At 66.7% G+C, this 21,624-nt stretch carries 15 protein-coding genes; 8 read left to right on the top strand and 7 right to left on the bottom strand.

Annotated elements, in window-relative coordinates; all coding sequences use genetic code 11:
* The first annotated feature begins 98 nt into the window (after positions 1 to 98).
* The gene (locus VH569_RS31045) at positions 99 to 1,217 is read left to right on the top strand and encodes a serine hydrolase domain-containing protein (protein ID WP_423320648.1); all 1,119 of its coding nucleotides are present in this window, start codon (positions 99 to 101) and stop codon (positions 1,215 to 1,217) included.
* Between the two features lie 83 nt (positions 1,218 to 1,300).
* Positions 1,301 to 2,827: an FAD-binding oxidoreductase gene (locus VH569_RS31040; protein WP_423320646.1), complete on the top strand. Its 1,527-nt coding sequence runs from the start codon at positions 1,301 to 1,303 to the stop codon at positions 2,825 to 2,827.
* 164 nt (positions 2,828 to 2,991) lie between these two features.
* Here VH569_RS31040 and VH569_RS31035 read toward each other — a convergent pair whose 3' ends face one another.
* From VH569_RS31035 to pflB, 3 genes are all read right to left on the bottom strand, one after another.
* Positions 2,992 to 5,520 carry an esterase-like activity of phytase family protein gene (locus tag VH569_RS31035; protein WP_423320644.1) on the bottom strand — a complete coding sequence of 843 codons (2,529 nt, stop codon included), beginning with the start codon at positions 5,518 to 5,520 and terminating at the stop codon, positions 2,992 to 2,994.
* A gap of 115 nt (positions 5,521 to 5,635) precedes the next feature.
* On the bottom strand, positions 5,636 to 6,403 hold the full coding sequence (gene pflA, locus VH569_RS31030; RefSeq protein ID WP_423320643.1) for a pyruvate formate-lyase-activating protein: 768 nt from the start codon (positions 6,401 to 6,403) through the stop codon (positions 5,636 to 5,638).
* 257 nt (positions 6,404 to 6,660) lie between these two features.
* The gene (gene pflB / locus VH569_RS31025) at positions 6,661 to 8,931 is read right to left on the bottom strand and encodes a formate C-acetyltransferase (protein WP_395453303.1); all 2,271 of its coding nucleotides are present in this window, start codon (positions 8,929 to 8,931) and stop codon (positions 6,661 to 6,663) included.
* Positions 8,932 to 9,341: 410 nt separating this feature from the next.
* On the opposite strand from pflB, the gene VH569_RS31020 reads away from it, so the two are divergent.
* A complete protein-coding gene (locus VH569_RS31020; RefSeq protein ID WP_423320641.1) occupies positions 9,342 to 10,250 on the top strand; it encodes a MurR/RpiR family transcriptional regulator in 909 nt (302 codons plus the stop codon).
* Positions 10,251 to 10,562: 312 nt separating this feature from the next.
* On the opposite strand, the gene VH569_RS31015 is transcribed toward VH569_RS31020, so the two are convergent.
* Complete coding sequence (locus VH569_RS31015; protein WP_109050636.1) at positions 10,563 to 10,937, bottom strand: hypothetical protein; 375 nt, start codon at positions 10,935 to 10,937, stop codon at positions 10,563 to 10,565.
* Between the two features lie 207 nt (positions 10,938 to 11,144).
* Here VH569_RS31015 and rraA point away from each other — a divergent pair, with 207 nt between their 5' ends.
* The 3 genes from rraA to VH569_RS31000 all read left to right on the top strand — a co-directional run bounded on the left by rraA (position 11,145) and on the right by VH569_RS31000 (position 15,844).
* Positions 11,145 to 11,672, top strand: coding sequence for a ribonuclease E activity regulator RraA (rraA, locus tag VH569_RS31010; RefSeq protein ID WP_423320639.1), 528 nt, complete (start codon positions 11,145 to 11,147; stop codon positions 11,670 to 11,672).
* 202 nt (positions 11,673 to 11,874) lie between these two features.
* Positions 11,875 to 14,466, top strand: coding sequence for a bifunctional aconitate hydratase 2/2-methylisocitrate dehydratase (gene acnB / locus VH569_RS31005; protein WP_423320637.1), 2,592 nt, complete (start codon positions 11,875 to 11,877; stop codon positions 14,464 to 14,466).
* Positions 14,467 to 14,734: 268 nt separating this feature from the next.
* Positions 14,735 to 15,844 (top strand): branched-chain amino acid ABC transporter substrate-binding protein, encoded by a 1,110-nt coding sequence (locus VH569_RS31000; RefSeq protein WP_423320636.1) that lies wholly within the window; start codon positions 14,735 to 14,737, stop codon positions 15,842 to 15,844.
* 24 nt (positions 15,845 to 15,868) lie between these two features.
* On the opposite strand, the gene VH569_RS30995 is transcribed toward VH569_RS31000, so the two are convergent.
* Entirely contained in the window at positions 15,869 to 18,892 is a 3,024-nt protein-coding gene (locus VH569_RS30995) for an EAL domain-containing protein (RefSeq protein WP_423320634.1), read from the bottom strand.
* 458 nt (positions 18,893 to 19,350) lie between these two features.
* Here VH569_RS30995 and VH569_RS30990 point away from each other — a divergent pair, with 458 nt between their 5' ends.
* Both VH569_RS30990 and VH569_RS30985 read left to right on the top strand, forming a co-directional pair.
* Positions 19,351 to 19,677 carry an antibiotic biosynthesis monooxygenase family protein gene (locus VH569_RS30990; protein WP_174473142.1) on the top strand — a complete coding sequence of 109 codons (327 nt, stop codon included), beginning with the start codon at positions 19,351 to 19,353 and terminating at the stop codon, positions 19,675 to 19,677.
* Between the two features lie 34 nt (positions 19,678 to 19,711).
* Positions 19,712 to 20,605, top strand: a complete 894-nt coding sequence (locus VH569_RS30985) for a pirin family protein (RefSeq protein WP_423320632.1) — start codon at positions 19,712 to 19,714, stop codon at positions 20,603 to 20,605.
* Between the two features lie 184 nt (positions 20,606 to 20,789).
* Here VH569_RS30985 and VH569_RS30980 read toward each other — a convergent pair whose 3' ends face one another.
* Both VH569_RS30980 and VH569_RS30975 read right to left on the bottom strand, forming a co-directional pair.
* Complete coding sequence (locus VH569_RS30980) at positions 20,790 to 21,134, bottom strand: HesB/IscA family protein (RefSeq protein ID WP_098738185.1); 345 nt, start codon at positions 21,132 to 21,134, stop codon at positions 20,790 to 20,792.
* 22 nt (positions 21,135 to 21,156) lie between these two features.
* Positions 21,157 to 21,618 carry an iron-sulfur cluster assembly protein gene (locus VH569_RS30975; protein ID WP_423320631.1) on the bottom strand — a complete coding sequence of 154 codons (462 nt, stop codon included), beginning with the start codon at positions 21,616 to 21,618 and terminating at the stop codon, positions 21,157 to 21,159.
* Positions 21,619 to 21,624: the final 6 nt, after the last annotated feature.

Here is a 21,624-nt window from a genome sequence, read left to right as displayed (position 1 = left end):
GCGCCTTGCCGTTTTCCGATTGCGAGTCATACCCTCGATTCCGGTTATGGCTTTCGGCGTAATCCCGCCGGGCCGCTCACTGGACGGGGGCAGGGTGCATGCGGACGCAAGGACGGGACAACTCCAGCCGCTTTCCGAACCGTGCCGGGGGTCTGCGCCGGCTGATGCCGGGCTTGGCGCTGCTGCTGGCTCTGGCGATCCCAGTCTCCGATGCCGCAGCCGCCAGGCCCGACCGGCTGCAACGGCTGCTCGACCGCTTCCTCGCCGACGAAGAACTGGACGGCGGCATCCTGCTGGTGTCGGGTCCGGACGGGCGGCGGGTGGTGGTGTCCGGCGTCGCCGACCGCAAGGGCGGGCGCCCGGTGACGGAGGACACCCGCTTCTATGTCGCCTCCGTCGGCAAGATGGCGACCGCCGCCGCCGTGCTGCAACAGGTGGAGGAGGGGCTGCTCTCGCTCGACCAGCCGGTTAGGGAGCTGGCTTCCGACCTGCCGTTGGACAGGATCGCCAACGCCAACCGGGCGCGTCTGATCCATCTGCTCGACCACAGCTCGGGCATTCCCGATTACATCACCGATGAGTATGAGGAAGACGAGGCGGCCAGGCCGGAACGGCTGCCGCGCGATGGCACCCTGCTCGCCTATGCGGCGGGGGAGAAGGCGACCGGTCCGGTCGGCGGACACTACGAATACTCCAACAGCAACTATGTCCTGCTCGGTCACATCGCATCGCGGCGCGACGGCGTTCCCTTCGCGCAGGTTCTGCGGAACCGGGTGCTGGAGCGGGCCGGGATGGCTTCGACCGGCGTCGGCGCCGATCCGCGCGACCGCAGCCTCGCCCATGGCTACACCGGGGAGGGCGATGTCAGCCGGCGGTCCTGGGCGGCGACCACCGGCGACGGGCCGCTGGTCACCACAGCCGGCGATCTGGAACGCTTCGTCTTCGCCCTGTTCCGCGACAACCGGCTGCTGGGGGCGGCGACGGTCCGCCGCATGCTGACCCCGTCGGAGAATGAGGACGGGCAGGGGCTGGGTGTGGCGCTGTGGAAGGACCGCTGGGGACGCGGCGCCGGCCATGACGGGCGCTATGACGGGTTCGAGGCCGATGTCCGCTATTACCCCGGTCGCCGCACCGCGCTGATCTTCCTGACGAACGGCAACCAGCAGAGCGACGATGCCCTGCTGGATACGGTGGCCGAGGAGGTTTTCGGCCCCTGATCCGGGTGTGGTTGACGAAAATTATTATCAATAGGATAGTAAATATAGAAAAACACAACTTATAAAACAGAATGGACAGGCTCATGGCGCTCGGACTCCACGCTTCCCGCCGCAACTTCCTTGTCGGCGCCGGCCGGTTCGCCGGTGCCGCCGCCGCGGTCCGGCTGATGCCGGGCTCCGCCCTGGCGGCCGAGACCGGCGGGGCTTACTGCCCGCCGCCGTCGGCCTGGTCCGATCTGGCGAAGGGGGTGAAGGGCGGGGTGCTGCGGCCGGAGGATCCGTTCTTCGCCGATATCTGCCGGCCCAACAACCTGCGCTATGGCGCCACCCTGCCGGCCGGCATCGCCCGCTGTTCGCGGCCGGAGGATGTCCAGGCCTGCATCGCCTGGGTGAAGCAGCAGGCCATGCCCTTCGCCGTGCGGTCCGGCGGGCACAATTACGCCGGCTTCTCCACCACGCCCGGCCTGCTGATCGACATGACGCTGATGGCGGGGGCGGAGCCGGTGAAGGGATCCGACGGGCTGGTCCGGGTGCTGGGCGGCACGCTGAACTCCTACGTCTACAAGCAGATGGAGCGGCTGGGCCGCACCATCACCCATGGGCGCTGCGATTCGGTCGGTGCCGCCGGATTCCTGCTCGGCGGCGGCATCGGCTTCAACATGCGCAAGTTCGGCATGGCGTCCGATCTTCTGCGCTCGACGGAACTGGTCAAGGCCGACGGCAGTCACGTGAACGCCAATGCGGACAGCGAGTCTGCCCTCTATTGGGCCTGCCGCGGCGGTGCCGGCGGGAATTTCGGCATCAACACCTCCTTCACCCTGGAAACCCGCCCGGCGGAGCCGGTGACGGTGTTCAATCTGGTCTGGACCGGCAAGGATCTGCCGAAAATCCTGAAGCTCCTGCTGACCGAGCTGGCGGCGGCCCCCGACGAGTTCGGCAGCAAGATCAACGTCACCATCCCGAGCTGGCAGGAGCGCTGCGCCAACGTGCCGCTGAAGCTGTCGATCCTCGGCCAGCTGCACAAATCCAGGGTGACGCTGAAGGAAATCTTCAAGTCCACCTGGGAGTCGATCAACTGGAGCCAGTCCAAGCTTGAGGAGAATGTGCCCTACTGGACGGGGCAGGATTTCCTGACCGAAACCACCTTCCCCTATTACTATCAGGAAAAATCCAGCTACATGAAGGCGGCGGACATCGGCGACGAGGCCATCGCCGCGATGTTCGACTGGGCGGCCAGGATGCCCGCCACCTCGATGCCGATCGCCTTCAAGTTCTTCCAGGTCGGCGGCGCCATCAACCGCGTCGGCCCGACCGAGACCGCCTATGTCCACCGCGGCTACGACTGGCTGTTCTCGGTCGAGGCCAACTGGTGGCGGCCGACGGATTCGGTCCTGCTGATCGAGCAGGCGCTGGAGTGGCAACAGCGCTTCTACGACGACGTGAACCGCCGGACCAGGGCCCAGGGAGCATTCCAGAACTTCCCCGACCCGTCGCTCGCCGACTGGCAGCGGGCCTATTACGGCGAGAATCTCGCCAAGCTGGCCGAGGTGAAGAAGGCGGTCGACCCGGCCATGCTGTTCACCTTCGCCCAGGCGATCCGCCCGGCCTAGAGTGTGATCGTTTCAAGCGGAATCGCTTGAAGCGTGAATCACACGAAAAACCAAAAGATTAGAGTCCGTCTGGTGCTTCAATCAGCGCCAGACGGACTCTAATCTTTAACCGGACCGGTGCGGCAAGTCGGGCGGGATGGTCTCCCGTCCGACTTGCCGGTTTCTCAGAACCGGTAGCCGACCGAGGTGAAGACGCTGTGGTCGCGGTTGTCGTGGCCGAACTTGCCGTCATAGCCGACCTGCCACGCCACCGCCCCGCTCAGCAGAGTGACGCCGGCCCCGGCGCGCAGCCCGTCGCGTTCGGGCGTGCCGAAGGTCCGGGTCACCGTGCCCAGGCTGCTCGTGGTGCGGTTGGCGAGCGTGGCGGCCAGCGTCTCGGCCCCGCGCACCCGGTTCCACTCGTAGCTGAGGCGGGCCTGCGGGATGATCGACGCGCTCTCCGTCTCGAAGCGGTGGGCGACCTGCCCGCCGAACTCCCAGCTCCAGCCGCGCTGGGTCTGGCTCGGCAGGATGCCGTTCAGATGGATGGCTTCCGCCTCCGTGTAGCCGTCGATGGTGGCGCGGGTGTAGCGCGCCGCGGCGACCGGGCCGAACGACCACGCCCCTTCGCCCAGCTCATAGCCGCCGTCGACGCCGACCGACCAACTGCGCCCCTTGGTCTCGCCGCGGGCGGTCAGGCCGTAGGCGCCGGTGTTGCGGGCGATCTTGTCGTAGTTGTCGAAGGAATAGGTGCCCGACAGGCTGCCGAAGAAGCCGCCGTACTGGCCGGCGACATAGGGGCTGATCGAGGCGGAGCGGACCTTGGCGCTGCCGGTGTCGCCGAAGGACAGGCTGTTGCGCGCGCCCCCCACAGCGAAGCCGGCGACGAGGTTGTCGGCGATGCGGATGTCGGCACCGACCTGCCCGGTGCGCGAATCGGTGTCGCCGCCGAGCGCCATGCCGGTGTCGTCGGCGTTGTTGTAGCCCAGCCGTCCGCCGGCCCAGCCGCTGATCGCCGGACCGCTTGCGGCCTGTCCGCCGCCTTCGCCGGAGGTGCCGAGGAAGCGCAGGCCGTTCAGATGGCTGCGCACCGAGCGCGACGCCGCGTCGGCCATCGCCACCGACGCGTTGCCGAGGCCGCGTGCCACCGGCAGGGCGGTCTGGCGCAGCGATTCGATGGCGAGCGGATCGACGTAGGTCGGCAGGGTCAGCCGGTAGACCAGCAGCATCGTGTCGACATTGGCCCCGGCGTCATAGGCGGCGCCGACCTGATAGCCGTTGCGGGTCAGGAAGTCGTTGTCGTTGCCGACGAACAGGAAGAAGTCGTCGGGCTTGGCGGCGTCGAGCGCCGGCAGCAGCCCCATCGCCTCCCACTTCTCCGACAGCAGGTTGGCGTCCTGCGCGCCGCCATTGTGCAGCCCGAACTTCGCCAGCTGGCCGTTGTTGTTGATGCTCAGGAACTGGCTGTAGGACACCGGCGTGACCGAGGCCACCAGATTGCCGCCGGGGGCGACCGGGGTGGTGCCCTCATAGGCGGTGCCGACCAGATTGGTGGCGTTCGACACGTCGACGATGTCGATGCTGCGGTAGAGCGAGTTGGTGCCGCTCAGCCCCTGGCCGTTGTTGCTGTCGCGCGACAGGACGAGGAACTGCTTGTCGTTCAGCGCCAGCATCTCGCTCTGCGCCGCGACCAGCGTGCTGCTGCCGGACCGGAAGGTGGGCAGCGGCACGACGTAGTGGCCGATCAGCGCCGGACTGTCCGGGTTGGACGACACGTCGTAGATCAGCAGGCGGGTGTTGCGCCGGGTGGCGCTGTTGCCGCCGGTGCCGCCGTCCTGGCGGGTGGCGCTCTGCAGCAGGGTCGCCAGCTTGGTCTTGTCCGGCGTCAGCGACAGGCCTTCCAGCCCCTGGTTGTTCTGGCGGCCAGCAGTCGGGTCGGCCGGGGTCGGCGCCGGCTGGCCGGTGGCCGGGTTGTTGGAGGCGAAATCCAGCCCGCCGTTGCGCACCGGCAGCAATGCTGCCGGCGGCTGCACCGCCGAGATCATCCGGCCGGTGGCGGAGAAGTGATAGATGTAGGGGCCGTATTCGTCGCTGATGAAGAAGCTGCCGTCGGCGAGCCGGGCGATGCCCTCGGTGTCGAGGCTGACCTTGCCGTTGTAGGCCTGCGGCAGGGCCGGCAGCCCCCCGGCGGCGGCGCGCACGCCGGTGCGCGGCTGCGGGTCGAGGCCGGTGGTGACGGCGCCGTTCGCTTCCGTCAGCAGGGTGGTGTCGAGCAGGCTCAGCCCGATCTGCGACTGCTGCCCGCTGCCGGCGGCCAGCGCGGCGCTGCCGTAATAGGGCGTCAGCGACAGGGCCAGCGTGTTGAGGCGCGGCCGGTAGTCGGTGGTGCCGACGACGTTGTAGCCGCGGTCGGGCAGGGCATACATGATGCCGCTGTAGCTGTCGCCGCTGCGCCGCCAGGACTTGGCGTCGAAGGTCAGCCCGGACATCGAGCCGAAGGTCTCGCCATACTTGTCGCGGGTGGCGGAGCCGATCCGGCCGACGCCGACCAGACCCTGGTTGACGAAGCTGGAGCCGCCGACGGTCACGCTGTCCACGGTCTGAGCGGAGGCGACCCCCATCGCAACGCCGCAGGTGGACAGGATGAGAGAGGCGAGGCCGGTGGCGGACAGCAATGCCGTCCTCAACCGTCCCGCGCGGTGTATCGTCCGCATTGAAAAGAACCCCCCAATTGAAACCCAAGCGAATTCCAAAGGGGGTATTAGGCGAGGGCGCGTGACGGCGTCGTGTCGCCTTCGTGACGTGTCGATGACGTTTTCGGCAGGGGGCTCAGTCGGCCCGCAGCCCCTGCGCCTGGAACTGTTTGCGCACCCGCTCCACCAGTTCGCGCGACGGCGGTTCGGTGTCGCCCAGCATGTATTTACGCCCCAACGCCTTCCACTTGTGCTCGCCCATCTTGTGGAAGGGCAGCACGTCGACCCGGTCGACCACGCCCAGCCCGGCGACGAACTCCGCCAGCCCGTCGATCTCGGCCGCGTCGTCGGTCAGGTTGGGGACCAGCACGTAGCGCAGCCAGATGCGCTTGTTCAGTCCGGCCAGCCGTTCGGCGAACTCCAGCGTCGGGCGCAGCGGAACGCCGGTCAGATGGCGGTAGGTCTTCTCGGAAAAGGCCTTGATGTCGAGCAGGACGAGGTCGACGTCCTCCAGCAGATGGTCGTCGGCATGGTTGCCGAGGAAGCCGGAGGTGTCGAGCGCGGTGTGCAGCCCCAGCGCCTTCGCCCCGCGCAGGATGGCGGCGGTGAATTCCGGCTGCACCAGTGGCTCGCCGCCGCTCAGCGTCAATCCGCCATGGGCGCGTTGCAGGAAGGTGGCGTAGAGCGCGATGTCGTCGAGGACTTCCGCGGAGGTCGTCCGCGTCCCGTCATGCATGTGCTGGGTGTCGGGATTGTGGCAGTAGAGGCAGCGCAGCGGGCACCCCGACATGAACAGCACATAGCGGATCCCCGGCCCGTCCACCGTGCCGCCGGTCTCGACCGAATGGATCCAGCCGGAAACGGAGCCGGGGCGAGCTTGGGGGAGGGGGGGAGGCTGTGTCATGGGAACTTGCTCTTTTTGAAAAGCCGGGCCGTCTCGCCCTCTCTCCCCCGGGGAGAGGGAGGGGACCCGCGCCGAAGGCGTGGGGAGGGTGAGGGGGCCGGCGCGCAAAGCGCGCCGCCAAGGGGCATACTGCCCCTTGGCAATCCCCTGGCACGGGCGTACCGCCCATGCTGCCCCCTCACCCAACCCTCTCCCCAGAGGGGAGAGGGCTTTCAGGCAGGTTGTCGACGTTACTTTGCCGACTTCCCGCACACCCCTCAATGCTTGTCGTGGAACGTCCGGCTGATGACGTCGAGCTGCTGCTCGCGCGTCAGCTTGATGAAGTTCACGGCATAGCCGGACACCCGGATGGTCAGCTGCGGATACAGCTCCGGATGGTCCATGGCGTGCAGCAGCGTCTCGCGGTCGAAGACGTTGACGTTGATGTGGTGACCGCCCTGCGCGGCATAGCCGTCCAGCATGCCGACCAGATTGCTCACCCGCTCGTCTTCGGTCCGGCCCAACGCGCCGGGGACGATGGTGAAGGTGTAGCTGATGCCGTCCTGCGCATGGGCGTAGGGCAGCTTCGCCACGCTGGCCATCGACGCGATGGCGCCCTTCTTGTCCCGCCCGTGCATCGGGTTGGCGCCCGGCGCGAAGGGCTGGCCGGCCTTGCGGCCGTCCGGCGTGTTGCCGGTCTTCTTGCCGTAGACCACGTTGGAGGTGATCGTCAGCACCGACTGGGTCGGCATCGCGTTCCGGTAGGGCTTCTGCTTGCGCAACGCCGTCATGAAGCGCTCGACCGCCCACACCGCGATGTCGTCGACCCGCGCGTCGTTGTTGCCGAAGGCCGGATAGTCGCCGTCGATCTCGAAATCGGTGGCGAGGCCGTTGGCGTCGCGGATGACCTTCACCTTGGCGTGCTTGATCGCCGACAGGCTGTCCGCCACCACGCTCAGGCCGGCGATGCCGCAGGCCATGGTGCGCAGGATGTCGCGGTCGTGGAGCGCCATCTCCATCCGCTCGTACATGTACTTGTCGTGCATGTAGTGGATGGCGTTCAGCGCGTTCATGTAGACCTTGGCCAGCCACTCCATCATCGGCTCGAAGCGGGCCATGACCTCGTCATAGTCCAGCACGTCGCCGGTGATGGGCGCGTAGGCCGGGGCGATCTGCTCGCCCGAAACCTCGTCCTTGCCGCCGTTGATGGCGTACATCAGCGTCTTGGCCAGGTTGGCGCGGGCGCCGAAGAACTGCATCTGCTTGCCGATGCGCATGGCCGAGACGCAGCAGGCGATGCCGTAATCGTCGCCCCAATAGCCGCGCATCAGGTCGTCGCTCTCGTACTGGACCGAGCAGGTCTTGATCGAGGTGTCGGCGCAGAAGCGCTTGAAGCCGTCCGGCAGCTTCTCCGACCACAGCACCGTCAGGTTCGGTTCCGGCGCCGGGCCGAGGTTGTGCAGGGTCTGCAACATGCGGAAGTTGGTCTTGCTGACCAGCGTCCGGCCGTCCAGCCCCATGCCGCCCAGGCATTCCGTCACCCAGGTCGGGTCGCCCGAGAACAGCTGGTCGTATTCCGGCGTGCGCAGGAAGCGGACGAGGCGCAGCTTCATGACGAAATGGTCGATCATCTCCTGGGCTTCCGCCTCGGTGATGACGCCGTCGCTGAGGTCGCGCTCGATGTAGATGTCGAGGAAGCTGGACACGCGGCCCAGCGACATCGCCGCACCGTTGGCTTCCTTGACCGCCGCCAGATAGGCCAGATAGGTCCACTGCACCGCTTCCCGCGCGGTGGCGGCCGGACGCTTGACGTCGAAGCCGTAGGAGGCGGCCATCTCGACCAGCTCCTTCAGCGCGCGGATCTGCTCGGAGATCTCCTCGCGCAGGCGCAGCACGTCCTCGTCGATCCGGCTGACTTCCAGCGAGGCCAGCTGGGCCTTCTTGTCCTTGATCAGGAAATCGGCGCCGTACAGGGCCAGCCGGCGATAGTCGCCGATGATACGGCCGCGGCCATAGGCATCGGGCAGGCCGGTGATGACGCCGGACTTGCGGCAGCGCAGCATCTCGGGCGTGTAGACATCGAACACGCCGTCATTGTGCGTCTTGCGCAGGACCGGGAACACCTCCTCCAGCTTCGGCGACGGGGTGTAGCCGTAGGCCTCCAGGCCGGTCTTGACCATGCGCCAGCCGCCGAACGGCATGATCGCGCGCTTCAGCGGCTTGTCGGTCTGCAGGCCGACGATCACTTCCAGCTCGCGGTCGATATAGCCGGCGGCGTGCGAGGTGATCGAGGCGAAGACTTCGGTGTCGGCGTCCAGGACGCCGCCCTTGGCGGCGCGTTCCTGCTTCAGCAGGTCGGTGACCTTGGCGAACAGCGCGGTGGTGCGGGCGGTGGGACCGGCGACGAAGCCCGCGTCCCCTTCATAGGGGGTCAGGTTGCGCTGGATGAAATCGCGGACGTCGACCGAGCGGCGCCAGACGCCCGGGGCGAAGCCGCGCCAGGGGTCGGCGGCGGACTGCTGCTCCGTGGCCTGGGCAAGTCCGTCCATCAGCAGGGTGTCCATGATGACTCCTCAGAGATATAGCCGTCGGCGCGGGTCAATGGCCGTGTCGGCGGTCTCGTGGTGCCCGCGAACCACGCGGGACGATTGGAAGCATAGGCGCAATCGGCGCCGGATTCGTTGATACACGTCATATTTTCAGACCGGGCGCGGGGCGGTCGATACGCTGATCGATGCCGTGCGTTGCGCCCGTTCTGTAGTTTTACTACATACTCCCGGACGGGCTTCCGGACAAGGCGGACAGGCCCGGCATTTTGTCGCAGGGCAGGGCTGGAGCGGTTGGAAACGCTTGGAAAGGGCAGGTCGCGCCCGCGACGGAATCGGTCGTTCGCAGCGCTGTATATGTAGCTTTGCTACATGTGCTAGGCTGACCCACAATCAGAAGGGAGAGCCCCCACATGCTGGCGAGAATCGCCGCCGTCCGCGACCAGATCCGTCCGTCGGAACGCAAGCTGGCCGACTATGCGATGGCCCATCCGGGCGACGTGATCAACCTGTCCATGGCCGAACTGGCCGACCGGGTCGGGGTGAGCGAGCCGACGGTGGCGCGCTTCTGCGCGGCGCTGGGTTGCCGCGGTTTCCGCGAGTTCAAGATCAAGCTGGCGCAGGACATCGCCGGCGGCATGCCGTTCCTGCATCAGGACCTGTCGGTGGGCGGGGAGCTGGACGCGGATGGCAATGTTCCAGGGGGTGTGCCGGGGGCGGTGCTGGCCGGCAAGCTGTTCGACCGCACCATCGCCACGCTGATGCAGGTGCGCAACAACCTGTCGGCCGACGCGGTGGACCGCGCCGCCGACGTGCTGGCTGCGGCCCGCCGGATCGAGTTCTACGGCTCCGGCAACTCCGGCACGGTGGCGGAGGACATCCAGCGCAAGTTCTTCCGGCTGGGCATGCCGACCGTTGCCTACACCGACTCCCACGTCTATTTCGCCTCCGCCCTGACCCTGGCAAAGGGCGATGCCGTGCTTGCGGTGTCCAGCACCGGCCGCACCCGCGACATTCTCGACGCCGTGCAGAACGCCCGCAAGGCCGGGGCCGACGTGGTGGCTCTGACCCGCTCGGGTTCGCCGCTGGCCGACATGGCGACGGTCAGCCTCGTCGCCGATGTGGCCGACGATTTCGACATCCACTCGCCGATGACCGTCCGCATCGCCCATCTGGTGCTGGGCGACATCCTGTCCATCGCCGTGGCCCTGCGCATGGGCGACACGCTTCAGGAACGGTTGAAGCGCCACGACCGTGCGGTGGATGCCCATGTGTCGGAGGGCACGTCGGCAACGTTGTCCGGGCGGCAGGGGGATAGTTAAGACAGGTCAGAGGTTTTTGCGGACTGGAACCGCACTCCGGTCCCTTCGACAAAAACCCCGAGAAAGGATGAAAGTCCTATAAACTGCGGCGGTTGACCCTGTTCACGGAGGCCCGCCATGCCGTTCGACAGTCAGCCTGCCGCCGATCGGGCCGTTTCGCCCGAGCGGATTGAACAGCCGGGGAACTGTTCCACGCTGTTCCACCGTCCCGGCAGGCGTCCGTCCCGGATGGGCAGCGGTCTGGGGGTGGAACGGACGCCGGGATCCTGTTCCACGCCGTTCCATCTCCATGCCCCCCGGACGGCTGTTTCTTTACCTGCCCGGCAGCTTCGCCCCTTCGCGGGCATAGATCTGGATCGGCCGGCAATCCTCGTCGAGCGTGACCACCAGCGAGCCCGGCTGGTCCTTCAGATACACCCAGGCGTCCCAGCGGACGATCTTGTCGCGGTATTCGTCGCGATAGATGCCGTAATTCACGCCGCGCACATTGCTGGCAGGCAGGCCCACGCCGGTCAGCACCGCGGCGGTCTGCGGGTTGCAGTCGTTGGTCACGTTGCTGTTGATGATGGAAAGCAGCGCCGGATCGGGCTGTGCCACCGGCGGGGGCGAAAGGGTGGAGGCGCAGGCGGAGACCAGCATCGTCAGCGCACCGGCCGCAGCGAAAGCCGCGAAGTTCGGCGTTTTCATCGGGAAGGCACCATCCGTTTTCTTCGTCTTATCGGAAATATGGGTGCAGTTGCGCTGGCGTCGATTGCACGTTCGGCAAGTCTCCTGCGTCACGTTCGCCGACCTGCCGCCATCGCGGCGCGCGGCTCTTGCCTGCCGCCCGCCTTTGGCGCAAGAGGGGGGGTGAGAAAGTCCCCGTACCGTTCACGCTGTGGAGTTCAAAGCCCCATGACGATTGACCAGACCGCCGCCGAGCAAACCGCCACCTTCACCCCCACCTGCGACCTGTTCGACCGCTTCAAGGACGACGCCCGCTATGTCCTGCCGGGCTTTCGCGACTTCGGCGCCGTCACCCGCTTCACCGGTCCGGTCGTCACCGTGAAGTGCCTGGAGGACAACTCCCGCGTCAAGGAACTGCTGGCAACCCCCGGCGCCGGCCGCGTTCTGGTGGTGGACGGCGCCGGCAGCCTGCGCTGCGCCCTGATGGGCGACATGATCGCCGCGTCGGCGGTGAAGAACGGCTGGGCCGGCGTGGTGATCTGGGGCTGCGTCCGCGACGTGACGGAGCTGGCGGCCCTGCCGCTCGGCATCAAGGCGCTGGCGTCGATCCCGCGGGCCTCCACCCGCCGCGACCAGGGGCTGGTCGACGTGGCCGTCGACCTGCCGGGCGCGGCGGTGCGCCCCGGCGACATCCTGTTCGCCGACGAGGACGGCATCGTGCTGCTGGCGCCGGAGCAGGCGGCCGCGCTGAAGTAAAGCGGGGACGACGAAGTGGTCATACCAAACGCCGGTAATACCAGTGCAAAAAGAATGGCAGCTTCGTCCTGTCTGCTTCACGTAAGCGGGGCGCCCCCTTGCACTTTCACTTTAGCAGGCATATAAACCCGACCTGAGTTCAAGCGGGCCGTCTCACGGTTCCCATCCAAGGGCCGGCCTTTCATTTATGAGGAACCCTGCCGTGCTCGAAGCCTACCGCCAGCACGCGGCCGAACGCGCCGCCCTCGGAATCCCGGCTCTGCCCCTGACCGCGAAGCAGACGTCGGAACTGATCGACCTGCTGAAGGCCCCGCCGGCGGGCGAGGAGGCCTTCCTCCTCGACCTCATCACCCACCGTGTTCCGGCCGGCGTCGACGATGCCGCCCGCGTCAAGGCCGGCTTCCTGGCCGCCGTCGCCAAGGGCGCCGACAGCTCGCCGCTGATCTCGAAGGTCAAGGCCACCGAACTGCTGGGCACCATGCTCGGCGGCTTCAACGTCCAGCCGATGATCGACCTGCTGTCGGATGCCGAGTGCGGCACCGCCGCCGCGGAAGGCCTGAAGAAGACCCTGCTGGTCTTCGACTTCTTCCACGACGTCAAGGAGCTGGCCGACAAGGGCAACGCCAACGCCAAGTCGGTGCTGCAGTCCTGGGCCGATGCCGAGTGGTTCACCTCGCGTCCGGAAGTCCCGGCGTCGATGACGCTGACCGTCTTCAAGGTGTCGGGCGAGACCAACACCGACGACCTGTCGCCGGCCCCCGACGCCTGGAGCCGTCCGGACATCCCGCTGCACGCGCTCGCCATGCTGAAGAACCCGCGTCCGGGCATCGAGGCCGACGAGGCGGGCCAGCGCGGTCCGACGAAGCAGTTGGAAGCGCTGAAGCAGAAGGGCAACCTGATCGCCTATGTCGGCGACGTGGTCGGCACCGGTTCCTCGCGCAAGTCCGCCACCAACTCGGTGTTGTGGTTCACCGGCGAGGACATCCCGTTCGTCCCGAACAAGCGCTTCGGCGGCGTCTGCCTCGGCACCAAGATCGCCCCGATCTTCTTCAACACCATGGAAGACGCCGGCGCCCTGCCCATCGAACTCGACGTCAACAAGATGGAGATGGGCGACGTCATCGAGCTGCGTCCCTATGAGGGCAAGGCGCTGAAGAACGGCGAGGTCATCGCCGAGTTCACCGTGCGCTCCGAGGTGATCTTCGACGAGGTGCGTGCCGGCGGCCGCATTCCGCTGATCATCGGCCGCGGCCTGACCACCCGCGCCCGCGAGGCGCTCGGCCTGCCGGCGTCGGAGCTGTTCCGCCAGCCGGCCTCCCCGGCCGACACCGGCAAGGGCTACACGCTGGCCCAGAAGATGGTCGGCCGCGCCTGTGGTCTGCCGGAAGGCAAGGGCGTCCGTCCGGGCACCTATTGCGAGCCGAAGATGACGACGGTGGGGTCGCAGGACACCACCGGCCCGATGACCCGCGACGAGCTGAAGGACCTGGCCTGCCTGGGCTTCTCGGCCGATCTGGTGATGCAGTCCTTCTGCCACACCGCCGCCTATCCGAAGCTGGTGGACGTCAAGACCCACCACGAGCTGCCGGACTTCATCTCCACCCGTGGCGGCGTGGCGCTGCGTCCCGGCGACGGCGTCATCCACTCCTGGCTGAACCGCCTGCTGCTGCCCGACACCGTCGGCACCGGCGGCGACAGCCACACCCGCTTCCCGATCGGCATCAGCTTCCCGGCCGGTTCCGGTCTGGTCGCCTTCGCCGCCGCCACCGGCGTCATGCCGCTGGACATGCCGGAATCGGTCCTGGTCCGCTTCAAGGGCGAGATGCAGCCGGGCGTCACCCTGCGTGACCTCGTCAACGCCATCCCGCTCTACGCGATCAAGGCCGGCCTGCTGACGGTCGAGAAGAAGGGCAAGAAGAACATCTTCTCCGGCCGCGTGCTGGAGATCGAAGGTCTGCCCGACCTGAAGGTCGAGCAGGCGTTCGAGCTGACCGACGCCTCGGCCGAGCGCTCGGCGGCGGGCTGCACCGTGCTCCTGAACAAGGAGCCGATCATCGAGTACATGACCTCCAACATCACGCTGATGAAGTGGATGATCGCCAACGGGTACGCCGATGCGCGCACCCTGGAGCGCCGCATCAAGGCGATGGAGGCGTGGATTGCCGATCCGCAGCTGCTGCGTCCGGACGCCGACGCCGATTATGCTGCGGTGATCGAGATCGATCTGGCCGACATCAAGGAGCCGATCCTGGCCTGCCCGAACGATCCGGACGACGTGAAGACGCTGTCCGAGGTCGCCGGCGACAAGATCGACGAGGTGTTCATCGGTTCCTGCATGACCAACATCGGCCACTTCCGCGCCGCCGGTAAGATCCTGAACGGGAATTCGGACCTCCCGACCCGCCTGTGGATCGCCCCGCCGACGAAGATGGACGCGATGATGCTGACCGAGGAAGGCTACTACGCCACCCTCGGCAAGGCCGGCGCCCGCATGGAGATGCCGGGCTGCTCGCTTTGCATGGGCAACCAGGCGCAGGTCCGCAAGGGCTCGACCGCCGTCTCGACCTCGACCCGCAACTTCCCGAACCGTCTGGGCATCGACACCCGCGTCTACCTGTCGTCGGCCGAACTGGCCGCCGTCGCGGCGCTGCTGGGCAAGATCCCGACCACCGAGGAGTATCTCGCCCAGGTCGGCGTGGTGAACAAGTCCGCCGCCGACATCTACCGCTACATGAACTTCGACCAGATCCCGGCCTTCCAGGAAGTCGCGGACAAGGTCGCCGTTCCGGCCTGATAGCCGCAAGCAGCGGTCGGTAAAGGAAACCCCCGCCGGAGCGATCCGGCGGGGGTTTTTCTTGCCGGCGTCGAAGACGGTGGGGGCCGGGGCAGGTCCCGAACAGTGGCGCACACGGCGATGGCGGCGAACGGTCGCGGTTTCCGTCGGAGCGCTGCGAAACCCATGATCGCGCTTTTAAAATCCTGTCGTATCGGTCAGAAAAGGAAACATGCCGTGGCCGGCGGATATGGTCCGGCACAAAATGGCCATCCTGGGAGAACCAATCATGCGTCTCACCGTCCTTTCCTTCGTCAGCGCGACGGCGCTGCTGGCCGGCTTCGGCACGGCGCAGGCCGACATCGTGATAGGCCTGGGCACGGCGACGACCGGCCCGGTCGCGGCGCTGGGCGAGCAGTCGGTGTACGGAGCCAAGCAGGCGGTCGCGGACATCAACGCCAAAGGCGGCGTGCTGGGGCAGAAGCTGGTGCTGAAGGTGGGCGACGATGCCTGTGACCCGCGTCAGGCGGTGGCCGTCGCCAACCAGTTCGTGCGCGAGAAGGTGACGGCGGTGGTCGGCCATCTCTGCTCCGGCGCCAGCATCCCGGCGGCCGACGTCTACCAGGAAGAAGGCGTGGTGATGGTCACCCCGACCGCCACCAACCCGCTGCTGACCGCCAAGGGCCATCCGAACATCTTCCGCGTCTGCGGCCGTGACGACCAGCAGGGCGTGGTTGCCGGCACCTATCTGGCCCAGACCTTCAAGGGCAAGAACGTCGCGGTGCTGGACGACAAGCAGGCCTACGGCAAGGGGCTGGCCGACGTCGTGGTGGAGACGCTGGAGAAGGCCGGCGGCAAGGTCGCCTATCGCGGGTCGGTCACGGCGGGTGAGAAGGACTTCTCGGCCTTGATCACCAGCCTGAAGGACAAGAGCATCGATGCCGTTTACTATGGCGGCTACCATCCGGAACTGGGCCTGATCGTCCGCCAGGCGCAGGAACAGGGGATGAAGCCGCAGTTCATCGCCGGCGACGGCCTGAACAACCAGGAATACTGGTCGATCACCGGCCCGGCCGGCGAGGGCACGCTGTACACCGACAGCGCGTCGGCGGCCAGCGATCCGAAGGCGCAGGAACTGATCGCCTCCTTCAAGAAGGCCGGCCTGCCGGAGCCGGGCAACTTCGCCTTCTACAGCTATGCCGCGGTCCAGGTGATCGCCGAGGGGCTCCAGAAGGCCGGCAGCACGGACAGCGGCAAGCTGGCGAAGACCCTGCATTCCGGCAGCTATGACACCGTCGTCGGCCCGGTGGAGTTCGACAAGAAGGGCGACATCACCAAGCCGAACTATGTCATGTATGTCTGGAACAATGGCCAGCCCAAGATGGTGGCGCAGAAGTAACCGGAACAGAGAGTCGGCCCACCATCATGCGTGGGCCGGTTCTTCCATTTCTGCTATCTCCGTTTTCTTCATATATTTGGCGATGAAGTCTTCGACGGACATCGGCCGGTCGAAGTGGTAGCCCTGGAAAACCGCGCAGCCGCGATCCTTCAGAAAGTCCCGCTCGGCTGCGGTTTCCACCCCTTCCGCCACGACCTTCAAGCCGAGACGGCTGGCAATCGACAGCATCGTCTCCACCAGCACCGCATTGTGGCTGTTGCTGTCGACATCCTGGACGAAGGAGCGGTCGATCTTGATTTCCCGCACCGGCAACCGCTTCAGGTAGGACAGCGACGAGAAACCGGTGCCGAAATCGTCCAGCGAGAAGGAGATGCCGAGAGCGGCAAGCTCCGACATCTTGGCGGCGGTATCGGCACAGTCGCCGACCGCGATGCCCTCGGTGATCTCCAGCATCAGGCGGCGCGGGTCGGTCCGGGTGGCGCGCAGTGCGGCAATGACGCCGGCGCAGAAGTTCGGCTGACGGAACTGGCGCGGGCTGATGTTGACCGACAGGTGGCAGTCGCTGCCGGCATCGGCCAGACGGCGAAGCACGTGGCAGGCCTCCATCAGGACCCAATCGCCGATCGGCAGAATCAGGCCTGATTCTTCCGCCTCCGCGATGAAGGCGCCGGGGGCGACGAAGCCGCGCTGAGGATGCTGCCAGCGGATCAGCGCTTCCGCCGCCACCAGCGTGCCGTCGGCACTGGTCTGCGGTTGCAGAAACAAGGTGAATTCCCCGGCATCGACCGCCTTGCGCAAATCCTGGAGCAGCAGCAGGCGGGCCTGGGCCTCGATCAGCATGGCCGGGTCATAGTCGCGGATGGTATTCCGCCCGCCGTCCTTGGCGGCATACATGGCGGTGTCGGCCTGCTTCAGCAGATCCTCCACCGACTCGTCCGGCGTCTTGGGGAAGACGGTCAGGCCGATGCTGGCGAAGATGCTGTGCTCGCAGCAGTCGAGCTGGAAGGGTTGGGCCACCGCCAGCCGGAGCTTTTCCGCCACCTTTGAGGCGATGGCGGTCGCCTCCTCCAGCGTGGTGCCAATGTCCGGCAACAGGATGACGAACTCGTCCCCGCTCAGCCGGCAGACCAGATCGCCCTTGCGCAGGGTGGCGTTGAGCCGCGCCGCCAACTCGCGCAGCAGCATGTCGCCGACCATATGGCCGCGGGCGTCGTTCAAACCCTTGAAATCGTCCAGATCGAGGAACATCAGCGCACCGCAGCGCGCGCCCAGCCGGGCCGCCCGCAGATGGACGTCGAGATGCTCCATCAGCAGGCGCCGGTTCGGCAGGTTGGTCAGCGGGTCGTAGAAGGCGAGATTTTCGATCTGCCGTTCCGCCTGCTTCCGTTCGGTAACGTCCATCGCCACCGTCAGATAGCCGCGGACCGCACCGCCGCTGTCGCGCAGCACGCTGGTGACGGTGGAAATCGAGATGCGGGCGCCGTTCCTGCGCACTCCGGTCCATTCGCCGGGCTCGGGCCGGCCGCTGCACCGGGTGTGGGCGACCAGCGCCGCGAAATCCGCCTTGACCGGTCGGTCGAGTTCAATGGACAGCCCGTCGGCGTGGGCGCGCAGTTCATCCGGGTCATAAAGGCGCGGCAGGTCGGCGCTGCCGATCATCTCCGCCGCCGGGTAGCCGAAGATGCGCTCCGCCTCGCGGTTGAAGACACGGACGACGCCATCCAGTGTGGTGGCGATGATGCCGCAGGCAGCGCTTTCGAGGATTCCGGTGTTCAGCGACAGGCTGTCCTTCAACGCCTCGCGGCTGGCATAGGTCTCGGTCACATCCTGGAACACCATGACGACGCCGTGCAGCGTGCCGTCCCGGTCGCGGATGGGCGAGGCCATGTCGGCGATGTGGCTGCGGGTTCCGTCACACGCCACCAGAACGGTGTGGTTGGCGAGGCCGACCATTTCGCCGTTCTTCAGCACCTGCTCGACCGGCACCGGCACCCGCTGCCCCGTTTCCGCATTCTCGATGTCGAACACCTCGGTAACCGGCCGGCCGGCGGCCTCGCCCAGGGTCCAGCCGGTCAGCCGCTCCGCCACCGGGTTCATCAGACTGACGCGGCCGGCGGTGTCGGTGGCGATCAGCCCATCGCCGATGGACAGCAGGGTGACGCGCGCCCGCTCCTTTTCCCGCCAGAGGTCGCGCTCCGACTGGTGCAGGGCGTCATAGGGGTGATGCACCGCGGTGACGAACACCGCGCGATAGAGATACCAGTAGCCGATGACCTTGTAGACATGGCCTGCCATGTTCGCGAGGTCGTAGACGCTGAGATAGAGCGTGAAGCACAGTTCGCTGATCGCGATGGCGATGGCGGCGATCACCATGCGGTGGACGTCGAGCGTGCGCGCCGCGTGCCGGCGGCGATAGAACATCAGCGCCGCCGCGGCATAGAGAAGGACCAGCAGATATTCGGCCGCGACCTTCAGCGGCGTCAGCCCTTCCCCATCCACATAGGTGCGCGGCAGCAGATCCGGGTGCCACAGGACCGCCCAGAAGATCGCAGCGCTCGACAGCAGCACCCCACCGATCAGCGGATAGCGCAGGGCCGCCGAGTTCGCCGCCCCGACCTTCCAGGGAAGGACGGCGGCCATCAGCAGGGCCAGCGCCACCATCAGCCGGGCGCCAAACCAGAAGGCGATGGCCTTTTCCGGGCCGGCCGGCGTCACGAAGTCGGGCATGCCGGCAAAGGACAGCAAATGCCCGAAATCGAGCAGCGCCACGCCGAGGAAACAGGTGGACAGCACCAGCAGGGCCGGCGGGGTGTCGTCGTTCCGGGAGTGCCAGCCGATGGCGAAGATCAGGGTGGCGACGGCGATGGCGAAGGTTTCGAAGAAGGTGTGCAGCGGCAGATACCCGGCCAGTTCCACCGACCCCGGAACACGGGCGCCCTCAAGCACGAGCAGGAAGGGAACGGAGAGGGTAACGAGCGTGCCGATGGCGCCAGGAGGCTTGGCACGGCCTTGCACCGTCCCCGTCTGCTTTGGGACTGTCGCAGTCATTTCGCTCCCCCCGGCCACTGGGTCGGTCACCCGGCCCGCGGACCTTGTACCTCTTATGGGTATATTAGAGCTTAACGGCATTAAGGGTCCAGACACGGACAACCCTTACCGAACCGGACGCTTGGAACACCGTGAAACAGATTTTGGAGGCTGTCCCACTGTTCAGTGCATCCGAGGCGTGTGGATATCGCGATGGACTTGCGGAGAACGTGCATGGTGGCTTCTCCAAAGCGAGGAAGGCTTGCGCATTTTATCCCATCCGTCGGAGCGTATGTGGGCGCTTGGGAAAAACGGACATCAAGGTTTTGAAGCGTATGAGAGATTTGCGGATTCGGCGTCCCCGGTCCGGCATGGCGCGATCATAAGGGACGGCGCGTCAGGTTGATTGCCCCACGACGCTGCCAACCTCTATCCTCGACCGGGTCGGGCCTGTCGACCACGCCGGAAAGGAAAGCCGCATGTTCATCGCGATGAACCGTTTCAAGGTCCGCCATGGGGCCGAGCAGGAGTTCGAGGAAGTCTGGCTGAACCGCGAGGTGCATCTGCACAAGGTGCCGGGCTTCGTTGAGTTCCACATGCTGCGGGGGCCCGACCGGGACGATCACCGGCTCTATTCGTCCCACACGGTTTGGGAGTCCGAAGGCGCCTTCCAGGGCTGGACGCGGTCGGAAGCCTTCCGCAACGCCCACGGCAATGCCGGTGCCCGCAAGCCGCTTTATGTCGGACCGCCGGAGTTCGAGGGGTTCGAGGTCATCCAGACCGTGGCGCGCGATCCGAACGCCTGAACGAACCGAACATCAACCGTCGGGAGGAAGACCCATGCTGGATTTGGTGATCGAGCAGCGCCGCAAAAGCCTTGGCGGATTCGAAGTGGGGCGGGTTCTGCCCTTCGTCCAGCGGCGGATGGTCGGCCCCTTCGTCTTCTTCGACCATATGGGGCCGGTCGATTTCCAGCCGGGCCTTCCCCGCGACGTCGATGTGCGTCCCCACCCGCACATCGGCCTGTCCACCGTGACCTACCTGTTCGAGGGCGAGATCATGCACCGCGACAGCGTGGGCTCCGAACAGGCGATTCGGCCGGGCGAGGTGAACTGGATGACCGCCGGCCGCGGCATCACCCACTCCGAACGCTTCGAGCGTGCCCGGATGGAGGGCGGGACGATGCACGGCATCCAGGCCTGGGTCGCCCTGCCGGAAGCGGACGAGGAGACCGACCCGGCCTTCGCCCATTACGGCACCGGCGACCTGCCTCTGTTCGAGGAAGGCGGCGTGCGCGGCCGGCTGGTGGCGGGCGAGGCGTTCGGCGCCAGGGCGGGGGTGAAGACCCATTCGCCGCTGTTCTACATCCATTGGGACCTCGCCCCCGGTGCCCGCGTCGCCTTGCCGGAGGACGGGTGGCAGCGCGCGGCCTATGTGGTGGCGGGAAGCGTGGAGGTGGAAGGGCAGCGGTTCGAGGCGGGGCGGATGATCGTCTTCGCCCCCGGCCACCCGGCGGAACTGACCGCCGCCACCCAGTCCATCGTCATGGCGGTCGGCGGCGAGCCGCTGGGGCAGCGCTTCATCGACTGGAACTTCGTGTCGTCCCGCAAGGAGCGGATCGAGCAGGCCAAGGCGGACTGGCGGGCCGGGCGGATGAAGCTGCCGGATCTCGACAACGGTGAGTTTATCCCGCTGCCGGAGATGCCGAAGCCGCCGGCGAATCCGATGTCGTGAGGGGGGCTTACCCTCTCCCGCCCCGGGAGAGGGGAGGGGCCCATGCGGAGCATGGGAGGGGTGAGGGGCAAAGCAAGGATAAGAAATCCATGTTCGGATCGCCCCTCACCCTCCCCGCCTCTGGCGGGTCCCCTCCCTCTCCCGGGGCGGGAGAGGGCACTGTTTCCCGTCCCCTTAAGGCCGGTCAGACGTGGAAGCTCTCGCCGCAGCCGCAGCGGCCCTTTTCATTCGGGTTCTTGAAGACGAAGCCGGTCTGGAACTTGTCGTCGACATAGTCCATCTCGCTGCCGATCAGGAACATGACGGCGGCCGGGTCGATCAGGATGGTGACGCCCTTGTCCTCCACCACCTCGTCGAACTTCATCTTCTCCTTGGCATACTGAACGTCGTAGCTGAGGCCGGAGCAGCCGCGCGCCTTCACGCCGATGCGCAGGCCGACCATGTCGTCGGTGGCCTTGGACATCAGCGCCTTGACGCGCTCCGCGGCGGCGTCGGTGATCGTGAGCGCCTTGGGCAGGGGGCGGGCCATGGTGACGGTCTCCTAATGCGGCTCAGAACATATCCAGTTGCAGGCGGGCTTCCTCGGACATCATGCCCTGGTGCCACGGGGGCTCCCACACCAGCTCGATCTTGACCTCGTTGACGTCCTCGACGCCCAGCACGGCCTGACGGACCTGCTCGGGCAGTTCGCCGGCCACCGGACACATGGGGCTGGTCAGCGTCATATCAATCTCGACATTGCGCTGACCATCCATGTCTACACGGTAGATCAGCCCCAGTTCCCAGATGTCGACCGGGATTTCCGGGTCGTAGCAGGTCTTGATGGCCGCCACGACGCGATCCATGATCTCCTCCCGCGGGTCGTAGCCCTCGGGCGGCTGGGGCATCGGGGCGAAGTCCTTGGATTCGGGAGCCGCAGCCGTCGCATCGGCTGCCGCGTCGGCCTTCAACTGCGCCTCGGCTTCGGCCGGATTGGGAGCCATCGGGCGCTGGGTCAGGGCTTCATCGGGCATTTCGAT

The sequence above is a fragment of the Azospirillum sp. 11R-A genome (assembly GCF_049472615.1).
GTDB lineage: Bacteria > Pseudomonadota > Alphaproteobacteria > Azospirillales > Azospirillaceae > Azospirillum > Azospirillum palustre.
This window is presented reverse-complemented; position numbering and strand designations above follow the sequence as displayed.

Bases quoted from the DNA above. Each gene is read 5' to 3' on its own strand.
- VH569_RS31035 (WP_423320644.1), bottom strand. From the start codon at position 5,520: ATGCGGACGATACACCGCGCGGGACGGTTGAGGACGGCATTGCTGTCC.
- VH569_RS30980 (WP_098738185.1), bottom strand. From the start codon at position 21,134: ATGGCCCGCCCCCTGCCCAAGGCGCTCACGATCACCGACGCCGCCGCG.
- VH569_RS30995 (WP_423320634.1), bottom strand. From the start codon at position 18,892: ATGACTGCGACAGTCCCAAAGCAGACGGGGACGGTGCAAGGCCGTGCC.
- VH569_RS30990 (WP_174473142.1), top strand. From the start codon at position 19,351: ATGTTCATCGCGATGAACCGTTTCAAGGTCCGCCATGGGGCCGAGCAG.
- pflA (WP_423320643.1), bottom strand. From the start codon at position 6,403: ATGACACAGCCTCCCCCCCTCCCCCAAGCTCGCCCCGGCTCCGTTTCC.
- VH569_RS31045 (WP_423320648.1), top strand. From the start codon at position 99: ATGCGGACGCAAGGACGGGACAACTCCAGCCGCTTTCCGAACCGTGCC.
- VH569_RS30985 (WP_423320632.1), top strand. From the start codon at position 19,712: ATGCTGGATTTGGTGATCGAGCAGCGCCGCAAAAGCCTTGGCGGATTC.
- VH569_RS31000 (WP_423320636.1), top strand. From the start codon at position 14,735: ATGCGTCTCACCGTCCTTTCCTTCGTCAGCGCGACGGCGCTGCTGGCC.
- VH569_RS31015 (WP_109050636.1), bottom strand. From the start codon at position 10,937: ATGAAAACGCCGAACTTCGCGGCTTTCGCTGCGGCCGGTGCGCTGACG.
- rraA (WP_423320639.1), top strand. From the start codon at position 11,145: ATGACGATTGACCAGACCGCCGCCGAGCAAACCGCCACCTTCACCCCC.
- pflB (WP_395453303.1), bottom strand. From the start codon at position 8,931: ATGGACGGACTTGCCCAGGCCACGGAGCAGCAGTCCGCCGCCGACCCC.
- VH569_RS30975 (WP_423320631.1), bottom strand. From the start codon at position 21,618: ATGCCCGATGAAGCCCTGACCCAGCGCCCGATGGCTCCCAATCCGGCC.
- VH569_RS31040 (WP_423320646.1), top strand. From the start codon at position 1,301: ATGGCGCTCGGACTCCACGCTTCCCGCCGCAACTTCCTTGTCGGCGCC.
- VH569_RS31020 (WP_423320641.1), top strand. From the start codon at position 9,342: ATGCTGGCGAGAATCGCCGCCGTCCGCGACCAGATCCGTCCGTCGGAA.